General features: G+C 31.7%; 9 protein-coding genes. All 9 read right to left on the reverse strand.

Features of this window, described 5'->3' with window-relative positions; genetic code table 11:
* Nucleotides 1-174: 174 nt before the first annotated feature.
* The gene (locus N1F78_RS02760; protein ID WP_406684666.1) at nucleotides 175-1494 is read right to left on the reverse strand and encodes a RagB/SusD family nutrient uptake outer membrane protein; all 1320 of its coding nucleotides are present in this window, start codon (nucleotides 1492-1494) and stop codon (nucleotides 175-177) included.
* 10 nt (nucleotides 1495-1504) lie between these two features.
* The gene (locus tag N1F78_RS02765) at nucleotides 1505-4666 is read right to left on the reverse strand and encodes a SusC/RagA family TonB-linked outer membrane protein (RefSeq protein ID WP_406684667.1); all 3162 of its coding nucleotides are present in this window, start codon (nucleotides 4664-4666) and stop codon (nucleotides 1505-1507) included.
* Between the two features lie 919 nt (nucleotides 4667-5585).
* Nucleotides 5586-5960, reverse strand: coding sequence for a cupin domain-containing protein (locus N1F78_RS02770; protein WP_406684668.1), 375 nt, complete (start codon nucleotides 5958-5960; stop codon nucleotides 5586-5588).
* A 10-nt stretch (nucleotides 5961-5970) separates the two neighbouring features.
* Complete coding sequence (locus N1F78_RS02775; RefSeq protein WP_406684669.1) at nucleotides 5971-8247, reverse strand: alginate lyase family protein; 2277 nt, start codon at nucleotides 8245-8247, stop codon at nucleotides 5971-5973.
* Between the two features lie 6 nt (nucleotides 8248-8253).
* Entirely contained in the window at nucleotides 8254-10590 is a 2337-nt protein-coding gene (locus tag N1F78_RS02780) for a chondroitinase-B domain-containing protein (protein WP_406684670.1), read from the reverse strand.
* 122 nt (nucleotides 10591-10712) lie between these two features.
* Nucleotides 10713-13025: a chondroitinase-B domain-containing protein gene (locus tag N1F78_RS02785; RefSeq protein WP_406684671.1), complete on the reverse strand. Its 2313-nt coding sequence runs from the start codon at nucleotides 13023-13025 to the stop codon at nucleotides 10713-10715.
* A gap of 98 nt (nucleotides 13026-13123) precedes the next feature.
* Entirely contained in the window at nucleotides 13124-14098 is a 975-nt protein-coding gene (locus N1F78_RS02790; protein WP_406684672.1) for a T9SS type A sorting domain-containing protein, read from the reverse strand.
* A gap of 175 nt (nucleotides 14099-14273) precedes the next feature.
* Nucleotides 14274-16835, reverse strand: coding sequence for a chondroitinase-B domain-containing protein (locus N1F78_RS02795; protein WP_406684673.1), 2562 nt, complete (start codon nucleotides 16833-16835; stop codon nucleotides 14274-14276).
* Between the two features lie 214 nt (nucleotides 16836-17049).
* A complete protein-coding gene (locus tag N1F78_RS02800) occupies nucleotides 17050-21084 on the reverse strand; it encodes a two-component regulator propeller domain-containing protein (RefSeq protein ID WP_406684674.1) in 4035 nt (1344 codons plus the stop codon).
* Nucleotides 21085-21304: the final 220 nt, after the last annotated feature.

Consider the following 21304-nt stretch of genomic DNA (forward strand, 5'->3'; position numbering starts at 1 on the left):
GGTTAACCAATTTTGGTTCTTCGAATATATACTAATTTTTTGTTAAAAACAACTAAAATTAAACTTTAACATTATTTCTAGGAGAATTTTAAAACTTATATAAATATTAAATACAAAAAACCCTGTGTTTTATAAAACACAGGGTTTAAAAAATAAACTAATTTGCCTTAAATTTTAGTAACCAGCATTTTGCGTAATTACTCCATTAGTAGCATTTATTTCCGAAATTGGAATAGGGAAAACATAATAATTACTATTAATAGATTGTCCCATCTCAGAATCAACTGACCCCGTTCTTACTAAATCAAACCAACGTTGACCTTCAAAAGCTAATTCAAATCTTCTTTCATCTAAGATAGCTTTTCTAACAGCAGACTGCGAACTAATAACTGTATGATCTAGAGGAGCTAATCCTACTCTACTTCTAATACCATCTAACAAATCTAAAACTGATTCTGCCGAACCACCATTCTCATTTCTAGCTTCAGCTAATAGTAAAATAACATCTGCTAAACGAATATCAATCCAATCATACTCCGGTGCATTAGTTAAACTATACTTAGTTGAAGTTGCTTGAAAAGGACTAGCAGAAAATACATCAATTAAATTTCTTCTAGCATCACTAGCATCAAACGCATTATAAAATTCTTCAGTTACAGGGTAATCTGATTTAGAATCATTACCACCAAACCAGCCTGGGAATTCTGTTGCATAAGTATACTCATCTACAATAGATCCAGATCTTTGTACAGCAAAAATAACTTCTGAATTTAACTCATTTGAAGTATCGAAAACATCTGTATATGAGCCCTCTAATCCAAATTGAGATGCACCTGCAACTGCAGATAAATGTGTTTCAGCATTTCCATAATCTCCCATAGCAGCATAAACCTTACCTAATAATGCTTGTGCAGCAAATTTAGATGCTCTACCCTCTGAAATAGTACTGCTTAAAGCAGCCATTGCAGCTTGTAAATCTGGAATTACAACATTAGTATATACATTGGCTTTAGGTTGTCTCACCTGAATTTCCGTATCTGATGAGCTTGGTGATGCAGATAAATTAACTGAAACATCTCCAAAAGCCAAAATTAACTTATAATAAGATAATGCTCTTAAAAACTGTGCCTCACCTACTTCCGTAGCACTTGTAGAGTTTTCAATTACAATATTAGCACTTAAAATACATTTGTATAATTGTGAATAAAAAGGTCTAAAGAATTGATCTTCTTGAGATTTTAAATTCGTACCGGAAAAAATATCAAACTCTGTATAAGGTGGCTCGAACATAAAAGCATTATCTGATCTGAAATCACCCATTACAGCTTGTGTTGTTACAGCACCAAGCTGATAATAATATGCCGCATTAAGCACGCCTTCATAATCATCTAAAGAACTTGAACTTACTTGATTAATAGGAAACTGCTCTAAATCAGTTTCACAAGCTGACATTGTAAGCAATGCCGCGAATAAATATATATATATTCTTTTCATTTTTCTTTAATTAAAAATTAACATTTAAACCTACAGTAAAACTTCTTACAATTGGGCTAGCTCCTACCTGAACACCATAAGTTGTTGGTCCTTGGTATCCAGTATTAGTAGTTTCTACACCTTCAGGGTTATAAGACGTATAATCGTCGCCCATGATATACAATAAGTTAGTAGCAGCAGCATAAATTCTTGCAGAACTTATTCCAACTTTACTTAAAGCCTCTGGATTAATAGTATAACCAATAGTCAAGTTTCTTAAAGCAATGTAAGACGCATCTTGCATTACCGCATCTGTTTGGTTTCTATTTCTTTCATAAAACTCTCCATTGTGATCAGCTATACCATCACTATTAGCATCTAAACTAGCATAATCTAATCTACCACCCCATTGAGACTCATAGTAAAGCGGGTCAATATTATATACATCAGCACCATGCGATCCTTGGAATTGGAAAGAAAAATCAAAGTCTTTATAGTTCATTGAACTATTTAATCCCCAATAAAAATCTGGTGTGTTTTGACCAATTTTCACATAATCATCACTGTCAATAGTTCCATCTCCATTTTGATCTACAACATAAGATTCTCCAGTTGCATTGTTAGGATGTCTAGTACCATCAGCTAAATACTCCATTTCAACATCACCAATAGTTTCTAAGCCCCACATTTCTCCAATCTCTCCACCAACATAGTTTCTAAATTGAGGACCTCTACCACTTTGTCCATATACTACATTTGGTAAAGCTTCTAAACCACCAATCTTTGTAATCTCAGTTTCAACTGTAGATAAGTTACCACTTAAATCCCAAGTAAAGTCTTCACTTCTTACAACACCAGCAGAAAGTTCAAATTCTAAACCAGAACTTCTAGTATCACCAACATTTAAAACGATTTGTGGAGTACCAACAATCTCAGTAACACTTTGGTTAATTAACATATTTCCAACATCAGAAGTATAATAATCAACACTTAATCTAAATCTGTTATTTGCAAATCCAAGATCAATACCGTAGTTAGTTTCTTCATTAGATTGCCAAGTTAAATCTGCATTCTCTACATCACTAGGAATTAAAAACCCTAGTCCAAATCCAGTGGTATATGGATTTAAAGTACTCAATGATTGATAAGAACCTAAGAAAGAAGATGTTCCTAAAGAACCATTACTAAACCTAAGCTTAAATAAGCTTACCGCTTCAGAATTCCAGAAAGATTCATTGTGAATATTCCATCCTAAAGAAAAAGCTGGAAAAGTTTCGTATCTTCTATTAGCACCAAAACGAGAATCACCATCACGTCTTACAGACAAAGAGGCCATATAACGATCATCATACGCGTATTGTACTCTACCAAAAACACTCTGTCTTGTTTGAATCTCTTTTCTTTCTGATTTTACAACATCAGCAGGATCTAAACTTGAAAAGTTAGCTGGTAATCCATAAGGCACGTTTGTACCATTTAAAGATGTTCCTCTAAAGTATCTTGTTTGAAATTCCATACCTACAACAGCAGATATATCATGTTTTTCGTTTAAAAGTTTATTATAACCTAAAGTAGTTGTACTTAATACAGAACTTCTTGACAAATCTGTTTGATCTAAATCTGTTTGATTCGTACGCGCACGTGAATCAGATGCTAAACCTTGCCAATAATAATTTTGTGTATTATTAAAATCTCCTGCAAGAATAGTTTTAGCCGTTAGTCCATCAGTAATTGCATATTCTAAGTAACCACTAATATTTCCAAAATAAGTTCTCACCCATTGATCTGCATTATCTAATTTTTGAGCAGGTCCTGCATCTCCTGAACCACCAATACCATTATTAGCTCTACCATAATGCCAATCATCCGCTCTATCTCCAGGCTCTAATTCAAAAATACTTGTTGGACCAACACCACCTCTATAACCAGCATCAAATCCAGTTAATCCTAAGGCTTGTGCTTCAGCATCTAAAGCCTGAACAAATGCTATAGATTCAGCAGTATGATAAACAGGGTGAACACCATAAGCTCTTAATAAATCCCTCATATCGTGAGCAACAACATCTTGTCTTGATGCAAATCCATTAAAACTTAATCCAGCTTTAAATTTATCACCTAATTTAGTATCAACATTTAAACGAGCATTAATTCTTTCAAAACCTTGAGTAATTGCGATACCATCAGTATTCTGATAACCAACAGATGCGAAGAAATTTGAATTATCTGAACCACCACTCATACTAAAATCATAGTTTTGAGTACTACCATTTCTAAATAACCAATCTTCTGGACTAATAGCTCCAGGAGAATTCTCATAAGCAGATAATCTATACTCTAAAAAAGCTGCATCATTATTAAGAACAGTGCTCCCCCAGTTTCCTGCAGCAATTTCACTTCTCGCATGTGCCGCCCATTCTGGACCAGACATTAAAATATTATCAGTATATCTACTAGAAACACTTACATATGAGTTAAAACTAAATTTAGTTTCACCAGATCTACCTTTTTTAGTAGTTACCAAAATAACACCATTTGCACCTAATGAACCATAAATAGCAGCAGAAGCAGCATCCTTCAACACTTCCATACTTTGAATATCATTTGGATTAACAGTAGCTAAGTTTCCAGAAATTGGAAAACCATCAACAACAATTAGCGGCCCTGCGTCTCCTGAGATAGACGAAGCAGCTCTAATTTGAATTCTTGGAGCTGCACCTGGCTCACCACTTTGATTTTGGATTAAAACCCCCGGTAACTTACCAGCTAAGGCGTCATCCACACGTGCTACCTGAACAGCAGCTACATCATCACCACCAATTTTAGCAACAGCACCTGTTAAGTGAGATTTTTTACGAGTACCATAACCTACAACAACAACTTCATCAAGTTGCGCTAAGTCTTCAGCTAAAGATACATCAATTGTAGTTTCATCTCCAACTGTTATGTTTTGAGCAACAAATCCAATATAAGAGAATTGAAGAACATCTCCTTTATCTACTTCAATTTGATAAGCACCATCAAAATCTGTAGTTGTTCCTTTAGTAGTATTTACTACTATAACATTTACACCAGGAATAGGAACATTATCAGTACCAGACACAACTGTACCTTTAACAGTAATTCCACCCTGTGCAAATAACACAACATTAAAAAGCAATGCTGCAATAAGAGTTAGTTTAATTTTTAAATTCATAATTTGTCTTTTTAGTTAAAATTGTTAAGTCTAATTATCACTAATTAATCGGCTAATCAACCAACACTTAATACTAAGCAAAAAACAAAATCTTCAACATAATTTAGTATTGAAAATAATTGTTTATCAAATAATATAAGTGAGTTTTAATTTTACTCCACACCGACGACAAGGAGTAAAAGTTTTAAAAAGGGCTTTTCGTTCAATTTCCCTTTTTACATTTTTGTCATAAAGGATTTAGTTTTTTTTGAAGAGTTATACAATTAGTTCAGTTATTTTTTGGTCTACCAAACTGGTCTACCAAATTGGTGGACCAAATATATATTAATTTTTTGTTAAAACAAATTTTATTTTTGAATTTAACTGTTAAAGTTCTTGCTTAAGTAAATTAATCTTGCACAAAATCACGTAACAAATGAACAATTGTTAATCCGTAAAAATAATTTAAACATGTTTAGGCTAAAAAATTAATAACATATGAAGACCAGAAAAGGTAAAACCCTTGTAAATAGTCAAAAAAAGAAGGTTACATTAACCATACCTTTTCATTGTTTTAATTCATAGAAAGAGTAGTTTTTTTCAATAAGTTATACGTTTAGTTTAGTTATTAATTATATTTCCAAAATGGTTTTACATATTGGTTTACCAGTTTGGTTTTCCAAATATATGTTATTTTTTTGTTAAAGCAAATAAATTAACTCGTTAAATTGGTAAATTCTAAAAAAAGAGGATCATTTTTGAGGATATAATAAATGTAGTTATTTTATGCATGCTATTTTCACGGTTTTGCATAATAAAAAAATGTTCCATAATTTAAATGAAAAACCTTTAAACTATGGAACACCAAATTAAATTAATTACTGATTTGATGAATTATTAAAATAAAACATATACGTAATTAAACTATAAAAAATACAGACTATTCTTTATCTCCAAAATAAGACACACCATCACCACTTAAGAAATCTTCTCTTACTGGGCTAAAAGTGTCAATTAGCTCTCCTGCTTCCAAGCACACAGCACTATGTAATAAATTAGGCTCAATATACACCCCGTCTCCAGCCTCTACAATTTGCTTTACTCCATCAATTTCAAATTCAAATTTACCCGAAGCACAAAAAGTTGCCTGCGTGTGAAAATGTTGATGTGGCGAACCTAATGCTCCCTTTTCAAATTTCACTCTTACCATCATAATTTGGTTATCATAACCTAAGAACTTTCTTGATACTCCTCCTCCAAGTTCTTCCCATTCCATGTCTTTCGTGATGACATACTTTTCACTAAATCGTTTCATAATTTTTAATTTATTTATTTTCTGTTAAAATATAAGGACCTTCCCAAGTATACTCTTTATTGCTTATTGTTATTTTATGCACTGCTTCTTTATTATTATTTTCATTTGAAATAATGAAGACTTTTGACTTATTGTTTTTCGTTACAATATTAACTGCAGTATAGTCTTTTGAATCATAGACAACTTCAATGTTTTCAATATTACTATAAGCATTAATGGCTAATTCTGAAACTGGGCTATAAGTTCCATGAGATTCAATTGTCGAAACATACAAAGCATCTTTTGTTTTCTTTTTTCTAACAATTATAGTTTGTTCATTTCTTAAATTAAAATCAGGATCGTTAGCTCCAATTCTACCAAAAATAACTTCATCATTATTAGATGTAATAGCAGAATATGTGTAAAACTTGTTATTTAATAACCAGTTTAACTTGATATTTCCATTTTTGACTGGAGCTATTGCTTCTTTGTATAAATGTTGATAACCATCAGAATCACCTAAAACTACCGGCGTATTTAATTTTGTATATTCAAAATTGGTTTGCATTATATGGCCTAAAAAGTAAAAAGGTAAATCATATTGATTCGAATCTTCTGATGATACCCTCAAAATATCTAAAATATAGGGGTTTTCATATTCTTCATCATTAATAGTTACCATAGTTCTATGAAGTTTTGTACCTGGATAGGCATTTTCTTCTTTAGCACTGGCAACCTGCAAATCTTCATCTTCTGCACAGAAAATATATTTATTAGAATGGTGTTTACTACCTATACTATATTTACCTTTAAATTGAGAAGCTTCATTTTGCACCAAAGTATTGTGTGAGATACTCTGTTTAGCCCATGTTTTATTTTCTTTTAAATAATTACCTCCACCTTTCTGTTCTACATTTACAAAACGTCCCATTCCGTAATCTTGCACTACCTCATCACCATCTTCAAATAATGCGAATGACAATTTATCAAAATGCCCATGACTTAATCCATGAGCAGTATACTTAAACACTAACTCTAAATCACCACTTCTTAAAATTCCAACTGCTCCTTGATCACCCTTAGCCCCATCAGATAGCTCAATTGATTTTTTTGAAAAAGGCTTTTCCTTTCCATCTTTTAACCCTTTTGCTACGGCTAAACCCGCATCATCAAGGGCAACCTCTTCTTGCTCTTTTGCAATACTCAATAATTCTGCATTATTTCCTCCAAAATGATACCCAATATCGACAGCAGAAATTAAGGACGCATTCTTGTATGACATTCCCTTTTGTGCATCATTTAGCAAAAAGAAATCACCATCCTTATTAGACAAATTTATAAGAGCTGTTACACTTTTTAACAACACACTATCTTTATATTGAAACACCTTTAATTCTGGCTTTTTATTCTGTAAGGCTTGGGCAAAAATTAAAAACGGATACGAAGCATAACGCTGATAATATGGCCCCTCTGTAAAATAACCATCTGGTGAAAACGGCTCTTCAAGGTTAGCAAAGAACCCCATTTTACCATCTCTATTAATATAACCTCCATCATTATCTTTTAAATTCGGGTCTATTTTTGCAGCCTTATAACCATACAAAGCTCTTTGTAATAAGCTATCATCATCCATTGCCAACGCTATCATTCCTACGGCTGCATTCCCCCATGTACTATGATTATGTACTCTATTAAAAAATCTAGGATTTCCTTTAGATATAAAATCAGCAAAGGGTCTAAACAAATCGTTTTCGAGAGTACTTCGTTCTTCTTCAGTTAAAAAATCATAAATACAATCATAGGCCTGACTTGTATATACTAACCAATTAGAATCATTTAAACATTGCCAAAACAATTTTCCCCTTGCATAAGATCTAGGTTTAGGATGAACAGGCAAAGTAGGATATAACCTGGCATACTCAAACAACATATCCTTTACATAATTGGCATATTTCTCATCATTTAGAATTTGAAATAACGCACCTGCTTTTTGCATTAAAATATAGTTCTTCTTATGAGTTTCATGAGTATACCCCCCAGAGTAATCTTTTGGAACAGGAACATCAATACCTTTAGATATTTCTTGATCTATTTCATTCTGAGTAGCTTCAAGAGTTTTATCAAAAACAGGAATACTCCCAAGGCTAGCCCGAATATCACTAACGCCTTGTTTTGTTAAAATTAAACTTGGATGACCTGAATTTGAAGACATATTATTACTTAAAGTTTCGTTTTCTTTACATGAGTATGTAATTGACAACGTTAAAATTACCAATAAACCAAATTTCATATACTTGAATAATCTCATTTATATTTATTTTAAAATTATGCCTAAATCTTTTCCATTTGTTCCTTTACCTTTTAAAGGAGAGTCTTGAGATAATTCAAATGTACCTTCTTTAAATTTAGGATTTTTTTTCCATACATTTTGAAGGTTATACTTTTGGTCTCCAGTAACTTTTATTTTATCTGAATTATAAAAATTATTATTCACTACATTTACTATAGGCTCCCCTACTACTAAATGCATCTGCAAGCCTTTTGTTTCATTAAAAATATTGTTTTCAATATCATTCACCTGAACACCATATAAAGACATTGCTACTTGATATTTATTCTTCTTACCGTAACCAACTTTATTAAACACATTATTGCTTACCTCCAAGAATGGTCCAAAAGTACTTTCATCTTTTCCACCTCTATATAATCTTAAGGCAGCCCCTTGTAAATCAGTAACAGTATTGTTCTTCATAATGAAATACTCTACGTTATAAGCTCCAATATCATCAGTTTCTTTATCAAGGGCTGTTATATGTCCTGAAATATTTTTGAATGTTGAATTTTGAATACTTATTGTATCAGCAAATGTACCTTTAGACACTCTTAACACATCAAAAGAATGATTAACAACCATATCTTTAAACTCGCAGTTGTCTATAAATAACTTGTAATTTTCTATCATTGAATTTTTACTAGTACTAATCACTGAGTTCCCAGCGTAATCAGGTGATTTTGTTCCATCAAAAGTTATGTTTTCTAAAGATAAACTTCCTCCATCCTGAATTTCAAAAGCCATCATTCGTTCAAACAAAATAGTTGCCTTTTTTGATCCAGCAGTTTTAAATGTTAATGGATGATTAATCTTTACTGCTTTGGTAATCAAATACTCACCACCTTCTTCTAACTCTACAATATCTCCAGGTTCGGAGGTTTTTACAATATTATATAAGGTATTAATTCCAGTATCTACTTTAATAGTTTTTCCAGAATTTAAGGCAACTGCTCTATCTTCTTTAGAATACCAAGACACTCCTGTATTTTCCTTAGTTGCTATATTTGAACTAATAGAAAACTCATTATTAATCTTATCAGATTTTGGGATTAAAAAACCTTGTTCATTTTCTTCTAACTTAATGTTGGCATTTTCAAATCCATTGTTAAATTCTGTTGTTAAGTTTTCACCTAAAATATTTTCTTTAAACGCAACTCCACTGATATCATCATAAACAGTAAATAAATTCTCTTTATTCTCATGATAAAAGATGTTACCTGAAATCTCTGAAGTTCTTGGTGCCTGACTTCTTTCCTCATCGCTACCTGCACATAACTGAATATGATCACAATTCACAAAAACATTATTGTTTACTTTAGAATCTATTACAGGAACGTAACGATTCGGTGGAGAATTTGGCACACCATTCATCATTACAAATGCTCCCCTAAACCTATAACCAGTTAAACCTACATGATAGTTATTAATAACTGTTTGTGTTTCATTAATAACACGAACACCACCGGTACTTGGCTTTCCATTTCCTATAAAAACATTTCCGTCAACCATAGTTTCGTTACCATGACGCATTGTCAAAGTTCCCGTACATTCAAAAAATGTGTTGTATTTAAATGTATTTTGGCAAGCTTTGTTTGATATAATTTCATGCTCACCATTAGTTCTATCAAAATAATTGGACTCTACCAATGTATTAGAATTTTCTAATGAATGATGACTTGTTCCTATCCGTAAGGTTTCACCTCCATTATTACCATATGTAGGTCGGGGTCCAAAATAATTATGGTCTATTTTATGATTATTCTCACGACTGTCTTTAGTATCTAACCCAACAATCATAGTTACACCAAGGTTCTTTTTACCAACAATATGATTATGATCTATTCTATTATTTTTCCCGTAAATGGTAACCCAATAGTCTTGAACCTGGCGCTCTGGGTTGTTATAATTATCAATAACACATTCTGTTAAACGACAATTATTAGCCATTTCCTCTCTGTTTTTTCTAAAAGAAATAACTGCATTGGTTGGAGTATATCCATTTTTAAAAACCAATCCTTCAACTACTAAATATTCTCCTGAAATTTGGAGATTTGATTGTCCCTCTAGAGTTACTTGTCCTTTCTCTTCAACGGTAAGTTTAATTGGGTTTTCTTCAGTTCCATTCCCTTCAAAAACAAGTTCAGCATCATTCCAAACACCTTTAGCCAACGTTATAACATCACCTGGTTGTGCATTGGTTACAGCTTGATTAAATTCTTCAATATCACTAACTAAACCAATTGATCCTTTTTCATTACAGGAAAACACTAAAAAAACAACAAGGATAGAATTGAATAAAATTACTTTAAATTTTCTCATTTAGTTACGGATTTTAATTGGTTAACCAGTTTGGTGTACCAAATATAGGTATATTTATAAGTTCAGCAAAATAATAACTAAAAAATAGAGCGGTTCCTGTAAAAAACCAAATCTTGTGAACATTAATACATCAACTTTAATTTTATATTCTCTTCTACAAGTATTTTCCCTGAGTTAGAAATTGTATTATTAGAATGAGCGTTATTTTTGGCTCCCCAAAGTAGTGCAACTAATTTTACCCTGTTATTTAAAAAACTATTATTCGAAATATTAACATTAACAATACCTCGAGTATTTATAAGTATGCCATTTTCTTCTTCAGCCCCGCAATTAGAAAATGAACTATTGGTTAACAATAAATTCCCTCCAATAGTTGACTCGTCATAACCCCCTCGGTAATAATCAACAACATTCTTTTTAACATTACTGAATTGGCAATTTTGAATAGTGAGGTATTCTGTATTGTAATCACCTCTATCATTAGTTTCCTCAGATAATTCTAAGCCATTTGTACAGTTAGAAATAGATGTTTTTTCAAAAATAATTTTTTCTGCAAACGTTTGCTTATATACTTTCAAAGCAAAATCAAAATTGCTGATTTCACAATTTGAAACGGTCAATCCAAAATGTGTATACATATTTTCTTTTAATGAAGCGAAGGCCTGTTGCGTTCCGGAACCCTTTAAAGTCACACCTTCAATATTTAAGAAGCCTTTGGGTTGTAATTGAAACAAAGGTGTATTAGTTTCGCCAGAATAATAAAGTACCATTTTCGTTTTATCTAACGATTTAATGGTTATGTTTTTTTGAATTATAATGGATTCTTCTATGAGATGTTTTCCGTTTTCTAAAACTATAATATCTCCGTTGCTAGCTTCATCAATTTTAGATTGTAGATCATCACTTATAGAAACTTCAATTGTTTTTGGCTCTGTAGCATCAACTTCATCAGAATACCAATTTGGGCCATATTTAGACTTATCTAATATTAGTGGGTCTTCTGCGTTAATATTTACTACAGCTCCAATATTATTTTTTTGAGTTCTAGAATAACCAAATATATCTTTTGATATTTTGTCAAATTCAAAACCTTCAAATGGCTCCACTTCAAATTCTGAAGTTGCTATTAAAATATTTTTAGAAACTTCTTTTAAATCAAAACTTACTTCAGTTATTCCAGCATCATAATCATTAAACTTAACTCCTTGATTATTAACAACATTATTTTTAAATTTTACACCATCAGCTTTATCATGTTCTACAACAATATTGGCATCTCCCTCTGAATTATAAATAACATTATTAGCCACAATGGTTCTTACTGGTCTTGCTGATCGAATCTCAGATGGCGGAAGCACTTCTTTCTGATTTAAATTTTGCCCTACTCCAAATTGCCAGGGAGAATTACAGTTAATATAATTATTATGGGCCACCACAACATCCGTAACCTGGTTATAACGATTTAAAGGAGATTTAGGAATACCATTCATAACCGCTAAAGGACTTCTAAAACTTTCACCCTTCAGGTTATAGAAATAATTATTAGTTACCCAATGCCCTGTATTAATAATTCTAATTCCTCCAATATTTTTATTTACACCATCGCCAATAAAATAATTACCGTCAATTGTACAATAGTTACCATGCCTTGTTACTAAAGAGCCTTCACTCTTATAAAACACATTATTTCTAAATTCATTAAAATTGGTTTTACTAGAAATAACCTCAACCTCTCCATTACATTCATCAAATAAATTATTGGCTATTAAAGTATGACTTGGCGCCATTGAGGTAAAGCTATTACCTAACTGGATAGTTTCTCCACTTGGGCCGCCCTTTGGTGGTCTTGGACCAAAGTGATTATTAACTATTTGGTGATAGTTATTAATTTGTTCATTTCCTGCCAAATCAACTCTAATTGTTGGCCCTCTATTAGTTTTACCCGCAACGTAGCAGTTTGACAAGGTGTTATGTCTTCCATAAAATTGAACCCATCTATCTGAATCATCTCGATTCATTTTATTAAAATCTTCAATAACACTATTAGTAAAGGTACAATGATTGGCAATATTTTCTTGATCTATTCTAAAACCTACAACTACACTACTTGGAGAATATCCGTTGCGAAAATGAAGTCCATCTACAACTAAATAATCACCCCCAAATTTCAAGTAAGAAACGCCTTCAATAAATACCTTACCTGGTGTTTCTGCCTTAATAGTAATTGGACTTGCTTCCTCGCCTTCTGCTATAAACTTAATTTGCACATCTTTCCAAACGCCATTTGCCATAACAATAACATCTCCAGGTTTAGCATTCTCAATTGAAGTTTCTAACCCAGCAATATCCTTAACAAACACTTCTGAAATACTAGCTTCATTTTTACAAGAAAAACTTAAAACCCCAAATAAAACAACAAGAAAAAACCTTTTCATACTAATTACATTTTAAAACAAAAAAAACTTAACATAAAGATAAAAAAAAAGAAAGCCTTTATAACAAAGACTTTCTTTTCAAACTAAACAACTGCTGATTACTCAACTAAAATCTTTTTATTTAACACACCTTCATCGGTGCTAATTTTTAATAAATACATGCCTGAATTAAGGTTAGACACATTTATATCACTATTTGATAAACCTTTTTGAGATAATACTTCTTTACCTAAAACATTATAAATTGATACAGCAGACACATTAATATTGTTTGACTGTATTGTAATAACATCTTGTACAGGGTTAGGGAATACTTTAAATTTTGAGGCAAGTACATCTGATGTCGATAGTGATGATGTTTCATAAAGCTCTATATTATCATAAAACACCTCCAAACTACTACTAGTAGATGACGTTGATCTAATCAAAATTACTACAAAATTACTAGTGGCTGTAAACTCCAAAGAACTAGTAGTAAAAGTATCTTCAGTATCTGAAGACTTAGTACCATTATAATCATTCGTTATTTGCATGTACCCATCAACACTAGAATCTCCAGCACCATTAGCGTTAAGACCAGTCTCATCGACAATTTCAGTATTTAACATAAATACGTCTGAGAATGTATCTACTCCATCCTGTTCTGAACGCGAATCAACAAAGAAAGTATAACTTGTACCTGGAGTTAGCCCTTCTACCTTTTGATATATACGTCTACTGGCTTCATTTAACTTTAAACCTCTACCAGCTTCAGCCTTAGGACCGAATTTATTACCATCACTTGTAGCTGACGGCTGCTCACTATTATCACTGTAGAATGTATCTAACCATGCATCTAAATCAGAATTATACCAAATAGCTCTGTAAGGACTAGCCGCTGAATCATCTAAGGTAGAATTTGGCGTACAATCAAAAGAATCTGCATTATCATTTACGTCAAATGTATGCCCTCCACAAGTACTATTTAAAGTAAGATTTGTTTGACTCCATCCATAATTAATACACAAACAAAATGCTAAAAGAGCAAAAAGCGTTAGGGATTGTTTTTTTGTAAAAAGTAATTTTGTTTTCATAGAAAATAATGTTTTATAGTTTTAGTTTAATTTTTCCATAATGGAAGTATATTCAGTTCAGGTATTTGAGGTGAATGGCAAACCAATCTGGTTAACCACTTTGGTTTTCCAAATATAACTATTATTAGGAATTATTCCAAATATTATTTTGTTAAAATATTTGTGTTTCAGTCAATTAATGTGAAACTATAATCATTTTAGATGCACTTAAACCATTATCATTTAAAAAATTAATAAGGTATGTGCCGTTTGATAGAGATGACACATCAAGCGAAATTTCAGTTTTAGGTGTACTTTCTACTTTATTTAGCACAAGTCTGCCATCTAAACTGAAAATAACAGTTTTGCTAATACCAACTCCCTTAGTTTTTATATTAAGAATATTTTTAGCCGGTACAGGAAATACAGACACCGAACTTAAATCTATCTCATTAGTTGACAATCCAATTTGAGTACCAAAAAACTCAATTTCACCAATAGCAGTCCAAGCACTTGTTCTAGTATCTCCAGCCCCATTAAATCTTCCGTAACCCATTAACTTTACATAACGTGCGTTGGCGGTAATTTCATATTGATTAAAATCTGTTGTACCCGTTGCAGTTAGCAATAAATCACCAGTTGTTGGTAGAACCATTGAAAAATCACCTGCATCGGTTCCAGTTGTAGACACCCAAATTTGAATTCCAAATGGGTCAGATTTATTTGTAGTATTAAATTGTATTAAATCTAGCTCATACTCAGAGCCCAAATCATAAATAACATATTCACCATCGCCTTTATAGTCTCCTCCTAAAACGGCCCCATCTTCAGCAGCCCAAACAGACCCCATATCTTTATCTAAAGTATTTTCAGCAACATTGTTTTTGGCCACTTCATAACTCGAAAAACTATTAACCGTAACGGGGTCTCCTGCTAGACCTGTATTAATTAAATCATAAATATCAGTTAAATCAGCTCCTTCTTGAGTAACTGTTAAGGTTCTAACAATATTATCACCGCCAGGATCTTGAGTAAACGTTACCGTACCAACTCTTTCTGTAGTTGTTGCATTTTCAGTTACTGTAACAGAAACAGTAGCGTCTCCAGATGATGCATTTGTATCAATAGATATCCAACCATCATTTGAAACTGCCGTCCAACTAACATTAGCCACCACAGAAACATTATAACTACCTGCCTCAGGACCTAATGTTGATAAACTACCAACCGTTAAAGATTCAAGTATTTCTATAGTACAGTCGCCATCAGTAATTTTAGCGCCAGCATTATTTAAAAAACACGCGCCAATACCGTAACCAACCATAACATCAGTAGTTGGGTCATAAGCTCCCATATCAGCACCTTTACCTGCTGAACCCGTCCCTGAAAACGTGAAAATTTCACCATCAGCGCTTGCAGTAATTAATGCCTCTTCTGAAAAACCAGTGCTTGTAGCACCTAAAGAAGTTCCTGTATAAACATTTCCTGAGTAAGTTAAGGCTGTTCCTAGATTATCAAATGCACTAGCACTATCGCCTGAAATTACATCAGATAAATTTGGGTCTGCAGCAGCAAAATAAATCAAGTTATTTGATACAGTACCTGTTGGATCTGTTGATCCTTTATCTTCATTATAATATAATGGCGCATTGGTATTTATAATAGTATTATTAGACACCGCAATGTTTTCAACCTTTTGATAATCACTGGAAGTACTAGAAGACGAACAAGCTACGTCATGATTTGCACTTCCTCCTAAAAAAGTAATACCATTATTCCACTTAGCCTGATCTACAACAGTGATACAGTCTTGAATATAGTTATTAGTAATAGTATGTTCACTATCAACAATTCTTATACCTCCTGTACCATCTACATCTTCACCTAAAAAGTAATTACCATCTACTGTGGCATGAGAACCATGGCGCAATACTAAAGACCCTCTACATCTTCTAAATGTATTATTAATATATGTATTACCCTTACTTTTATTAGTAATGATTTCATTTTCACCATCGGCTTCAACGAAATAATTATTACTAACGGTACAGCTAGCATTCACATTTTGATCAGAACTAGTACCAATACGTATGGTTTCACTATCCCCAGCATTAGTTAAAGAAGCATCAATTTTCTCATATTTATAGAAATAGTTATTACTAATGGTATGCCCTACAGTAGCGCAAGGATCACCTTGATTATTATAATATAAATCTATAAGAATCATATTCCCCGAGCTTTCCTTATTCATAAAGGAACAGTTAATTACAGTATTATAAGTACCATACATATGAATCCAATTATGTTTTTCACTTGTACCAACTTCTACGTCGGCTGGATCAACACCTATATCATTCATTGCACAATTTTGCAGGGTGGTATGATTGGCATAGTCTGAGCTATTTCTGAATTCAATTACTTTACTAGACCCGTAACCACCATTCCAGTAGAAACCATCAATTACAAAATAATCACCTCCAATACTCATTTGCATCCCTTGGTCAAAAATCACCCCACCAGGCGTGGCTGCCCTAAAAGTAATAGGGTTTTCTGAGGTTCCATCACCAAGAACTTTTAAGCGATTTGTATCACTATATGTACCATCTGCCAAAATAACAATATCACCCGGTATAAGTGTTAAATCTTCAATATCATAAGGATCTGTAATGTTATAAGTGGTTTGAGAAAATACGTTTGAAAAAGAAAGTAATACTATTAACCCAGTAATTACCTTATAACTAAGAGTAATTTTTTTCATCTTGTTTAGTTTTAAAAAGTAGGTGCGTTTAATTGGTTACCCAATTTGGTCAACCAAATATATGTAATTTTGTTAAAAATCAAAACTGCTAAGTCTAAGATTTACAAACTTTAACATTTTACAATTTCTTTTAAAATATTTATAAGCTCTTATAATCTTATATAATTTCTAAGAAAATGGCTGATATTTCATTTAAGAAAATTAAATAAAAAGACTACTTAATCAATTTGCTGGGAGCGTAACCAAACTGCTGCTTAAACCTTCTGCTAAAGTAAAGCGGATCATTAAAACCTACGGCGATTGAAACCTCAGAAACATTGTAATTTTTAGTTTTTAATAATGAAGCAGATTTTTTTAACCTAATGGTTCTTATAAATTCATTAGGAGACATATCTGTAAGTTCCGTAATTTTTCGATATAATTTTGAAGAACTTAGCGCTAATTGTGAACACAAAAAAGCCGGTGTTAAATCAGGATTCCCTAGGTTTTTATCTATAATCTCCTTTATATCAGAAATCAAATCAATATCTATTTGAGAATGAGCCAAACTAATCACATCACTTTCAGCATCTTCCGAAAATTTCTGTTTTAAACCTAAACGAATATTAATTATATTATCAATTCTTGATTTTAACAAAGAAGGATCAAAAGGTTTAACCATATAGCCATCAACACCAATTTTATAACCTTTTATTTTATTTTCATTTTCAGCTAGAGCGGTTAATAATATAATAGCGGTATGACTAATTTTTTCATCACTCTTTAATGCTTCAACAAATTCAAAGCCATCCATAATTGGCATCATAACATCTACAACACAAAGTACAGGTTTAACTTTACGGCAAATCTCTAAACCTTCCTTACCGTTCTCTGCAGAATACACTTTATAATAATCAGAAAGGAATTCAACTAAATAACTTCTGAGCTCTGAATTATCATCTACCACCAAAATAGACGATTTTACTTCAGTATTGTTTTTAGAAATACTGGAAGTTAATATTGGTTTATTTAATTGAGTTGTTTTAAAAATTTCTATTTCTTGTGGACTTGAAATAAAACTTGATATTTCATTTTCGTCAAACACTTTTTTTGAAACGGGTAATTCAACGGTAAAAATGCTACCAGTACTTGTTGAACTTTTAACCCCTATTTTCCCCTTATGAATTTCCACAAGCGCCTTTACTAGTGACAAACCTATCCCCGTACCCGTGGTGCTTTTTTTACTATTAGTAGCTTGGTAAAATCTTGAAAATATCTTTTCTTGGCTTTCAATAGGTATACCTATTCCATCATCACTAACTTCAATTACTAGCGTCTTTAAATCATTACCCTTAACCCCAATAAACAAATCAACATTACCATTATTATTAGTGAATTTAATAGCATTGGAAAGTAGATTATATAAAATTTTAGTGTATTTATCCATATCTAACCAACAGACTATAGACTCTCCTTCAACATTAAAATTAAATGTTATATTTTTTGATTGTGCTAATTCAATAAATGAGTGAAAAATATCCTTAGTATTGGGGTAAATATCAACCTTAGAAACCTGTAATTTTATTTCTCCTGTTTCTGCTCTTCTAAAATCCAGTATTTGATTCACTAACCTTAATAATCTATTGGTACTATGCTGAATTAAACCTGCTCTACTTTTATGATAATCATTACTGTTTTCATATTCTAAAATTTGCTTCACAGGCCCTAGAATTAAGGACAAAGGCGTTCTTAATTCATGAGAAATATTAGTAAAAAACCTTAATTTTTCATTGTTTAGCTTTTCGTCACGCTCTCTTTGAACTTTTGCCGTTAATAATTCTTGCTTTAGCTTAATACGAAACTTTACTTGCTTTCTTCCAAAATACCCAATCAAACCTAAGAGCAGCAAAATTAAACTCAACCCTTTATAGCTAAACCAAAAAGATGGTAATATTTTAATATTATATGATGATATTTTACTCCAATTATTATCACTATTACTTGAGCGTACTTTAAACACATAATCATTGGCTGATAAATTGGTGTATTGTACCGTTCTGGAACTACTTCCAGCCTCTATCCAATCATCATCAAAACCTTCTAACATATATTCAAACTTATTTAACCGTTGATTTGTAAATGAAGCACTTGAAAATTGAATTGAAAAATTTCTATTGGCATGACTTAATTCTAGCGTTCGTGAATAATTTATATCCGCAGCTAATAGTATTTGTCCATTTAACTTTAAACCAGGCAAAACAAGGTTATTATTAACTTTTAACTCTGTGATTATTGGTTCTGGAGACCACTTATTTTCTTTAAAATCTACAGAGGAAAAATGTATAATTCCGTTTTTTCCTCCTAAATAAATTTCTGAATTATTAAAACTATAAAAACCCCTCGAACTAAATACATCTAGCCTATTTCCGCTATTAACATTATAAATATTGGCTACATTATTTTCATTATCATACTTTGAAATGGTATTATTATTTATATTCAACCAGAAATAACCATTAGCATCTTCAACAATATCAGTAATCCATTTCTCTTCTAACTCCTTTGGAACCCCAATACTTTTAAACACATTTAGCTCTGCATTAAAAACTGCTAAACCTTTTCTTGTAGCAGCCCATACCCTAGCCTTTGAATCAACTATTATATCACTAACATTATCATGAGGAAGCCCATTATTAGAAGCTACATTTTCATTAAATACAACTACTTCCTTTTTTAAGAAATCATATCTAACCACTCCATCTTGTGTGGCAAACCATATATTATCATCAATTGCGCAAACAACTTTATTTATATCATAATTTGGTAACACATGATACAATGGTTTCAAGCTTTGCAAATCTAAAAACCTTGCTCCTTCACCAAAAGAACATGCTATTAAATTATTTTTATACTTCACAAAGTCTAGTATTGGAACTTCACTAAATCCAACATCTACTATTCTTGAAGTATTTAATAAATAATTATAAACCAGAACTTTTCCATTCCAAAGCCCACAATAAAAAGTAACCCCATCAAATGAATAAATACTGGCTATATCATAATCATTATTGAATAGTGGAACAAAACTTTGACCTTTAGAAATAAAAAGACCATTATGCCGTGTAGCTACAACAACCTCATCTAAATTTGTTTTAGAAAACCCCCTAATTCTAGGAGCTTGATCATCAATATATTTAGATATATCTTTATTTATTTCAAACTGATTCTTAAATGGGTCATATTTATCTAAACCATTTTCAGTTCCTATCCAAAGTACTCCAGAAAGATCAAAATATAAGGCTGAAATTAAATTATCAACTAAAGATGTGTTTTCAGATAAAACAGAATAATACCATTGAAACTCTCCTTTACTTATATCTTCAAGTTTTTCACAAACCAACAACCCTCCTAAAGTTCCAACCCAATAATTTCCATTGGGTGCTTGTGCTACAGATAAAAAATATGGCCCCAGTTTTTCTTTAACTTCATTATCTTTAATGTTTAAACAAACAAAACTATTAGTAGTTATATCAAATTTAAAAAGCCCTTCTCTAGTTCCAATAAATACATCTTGCTTTTCATCTTCATAAATAAAATTTAGATAAGGATTATTAATTTTCAATTGCTCATCAGCTATGGAAAAATATTCTATTTCTGAAATAACACCTGTACTTCCAAGTCGTATTCTTGCAACACCAGCTGTACCATAAGTACCTATCCAAATATTACCCTTAGAATCTTCAAAAATTTCTTTAACATATTCAAACCCCTCCAAAGCAACCTTGGTAAAACTCTCCTTATCTGGTTCAAACAAAAACAAACCCGTATCTCGGGTACCTACCCATACTCTATTAAATTTATCAACATAGACAGATCTAATTTCTTCATCGGGTAAACTATTCGGATTAGACTTATCAGGCAAATAAGTTGTAAAAATTTGCGTTTCAAGTTGTAAATGAGACAATCCCTTCCTTGTACCTATCCACAAACTATTCGTTTTACTATCTAATTTAAGATCAGTTATATCATCGTTGTGAAGTGAAGTAATATCTTGATCTTTACTCAAAAATGATTTAAACTGAAAGCCATCAAAACGGTTTAACCCAGAAAATGTTCCTAACCACATAAAACCATGATTATCTTGAACAATATGCCTTATAGAGTTATGTGATAGTCCATCATTATCATTATAATGCTCAAACTTTATGTTCTGCGCATTAGAGCAACAAAAGATTAAAAACAAAGAAAAAACTAAATAGCGATGGATCACAGAAACATTTTTTAAGAGTTAAGCATTACTTATACGCTTTAATTAAATTTAACTCAAGCAAAGCCATTCGAAAAATAAAAATATCATTTTTATATTGATTTTATTCCTATATGAATGGACAAAACAAAAAAATTACATTAAATAAAATTAACATTGAATCATGTATTTAAATATATGTTTTTATTTACTAGCTCCTTTCAGTCCTCAGTAAACTCCACAT

This window comes from Seonamhaeicola sp. MEBiC01930, from assembly GCF_045277075.1.
Classification (GTDB): Bacteria; Bacteroidota; Bacteroidia; order Flavobacteriales; family Flavobacteriaceae; genus Seonamhaeicola.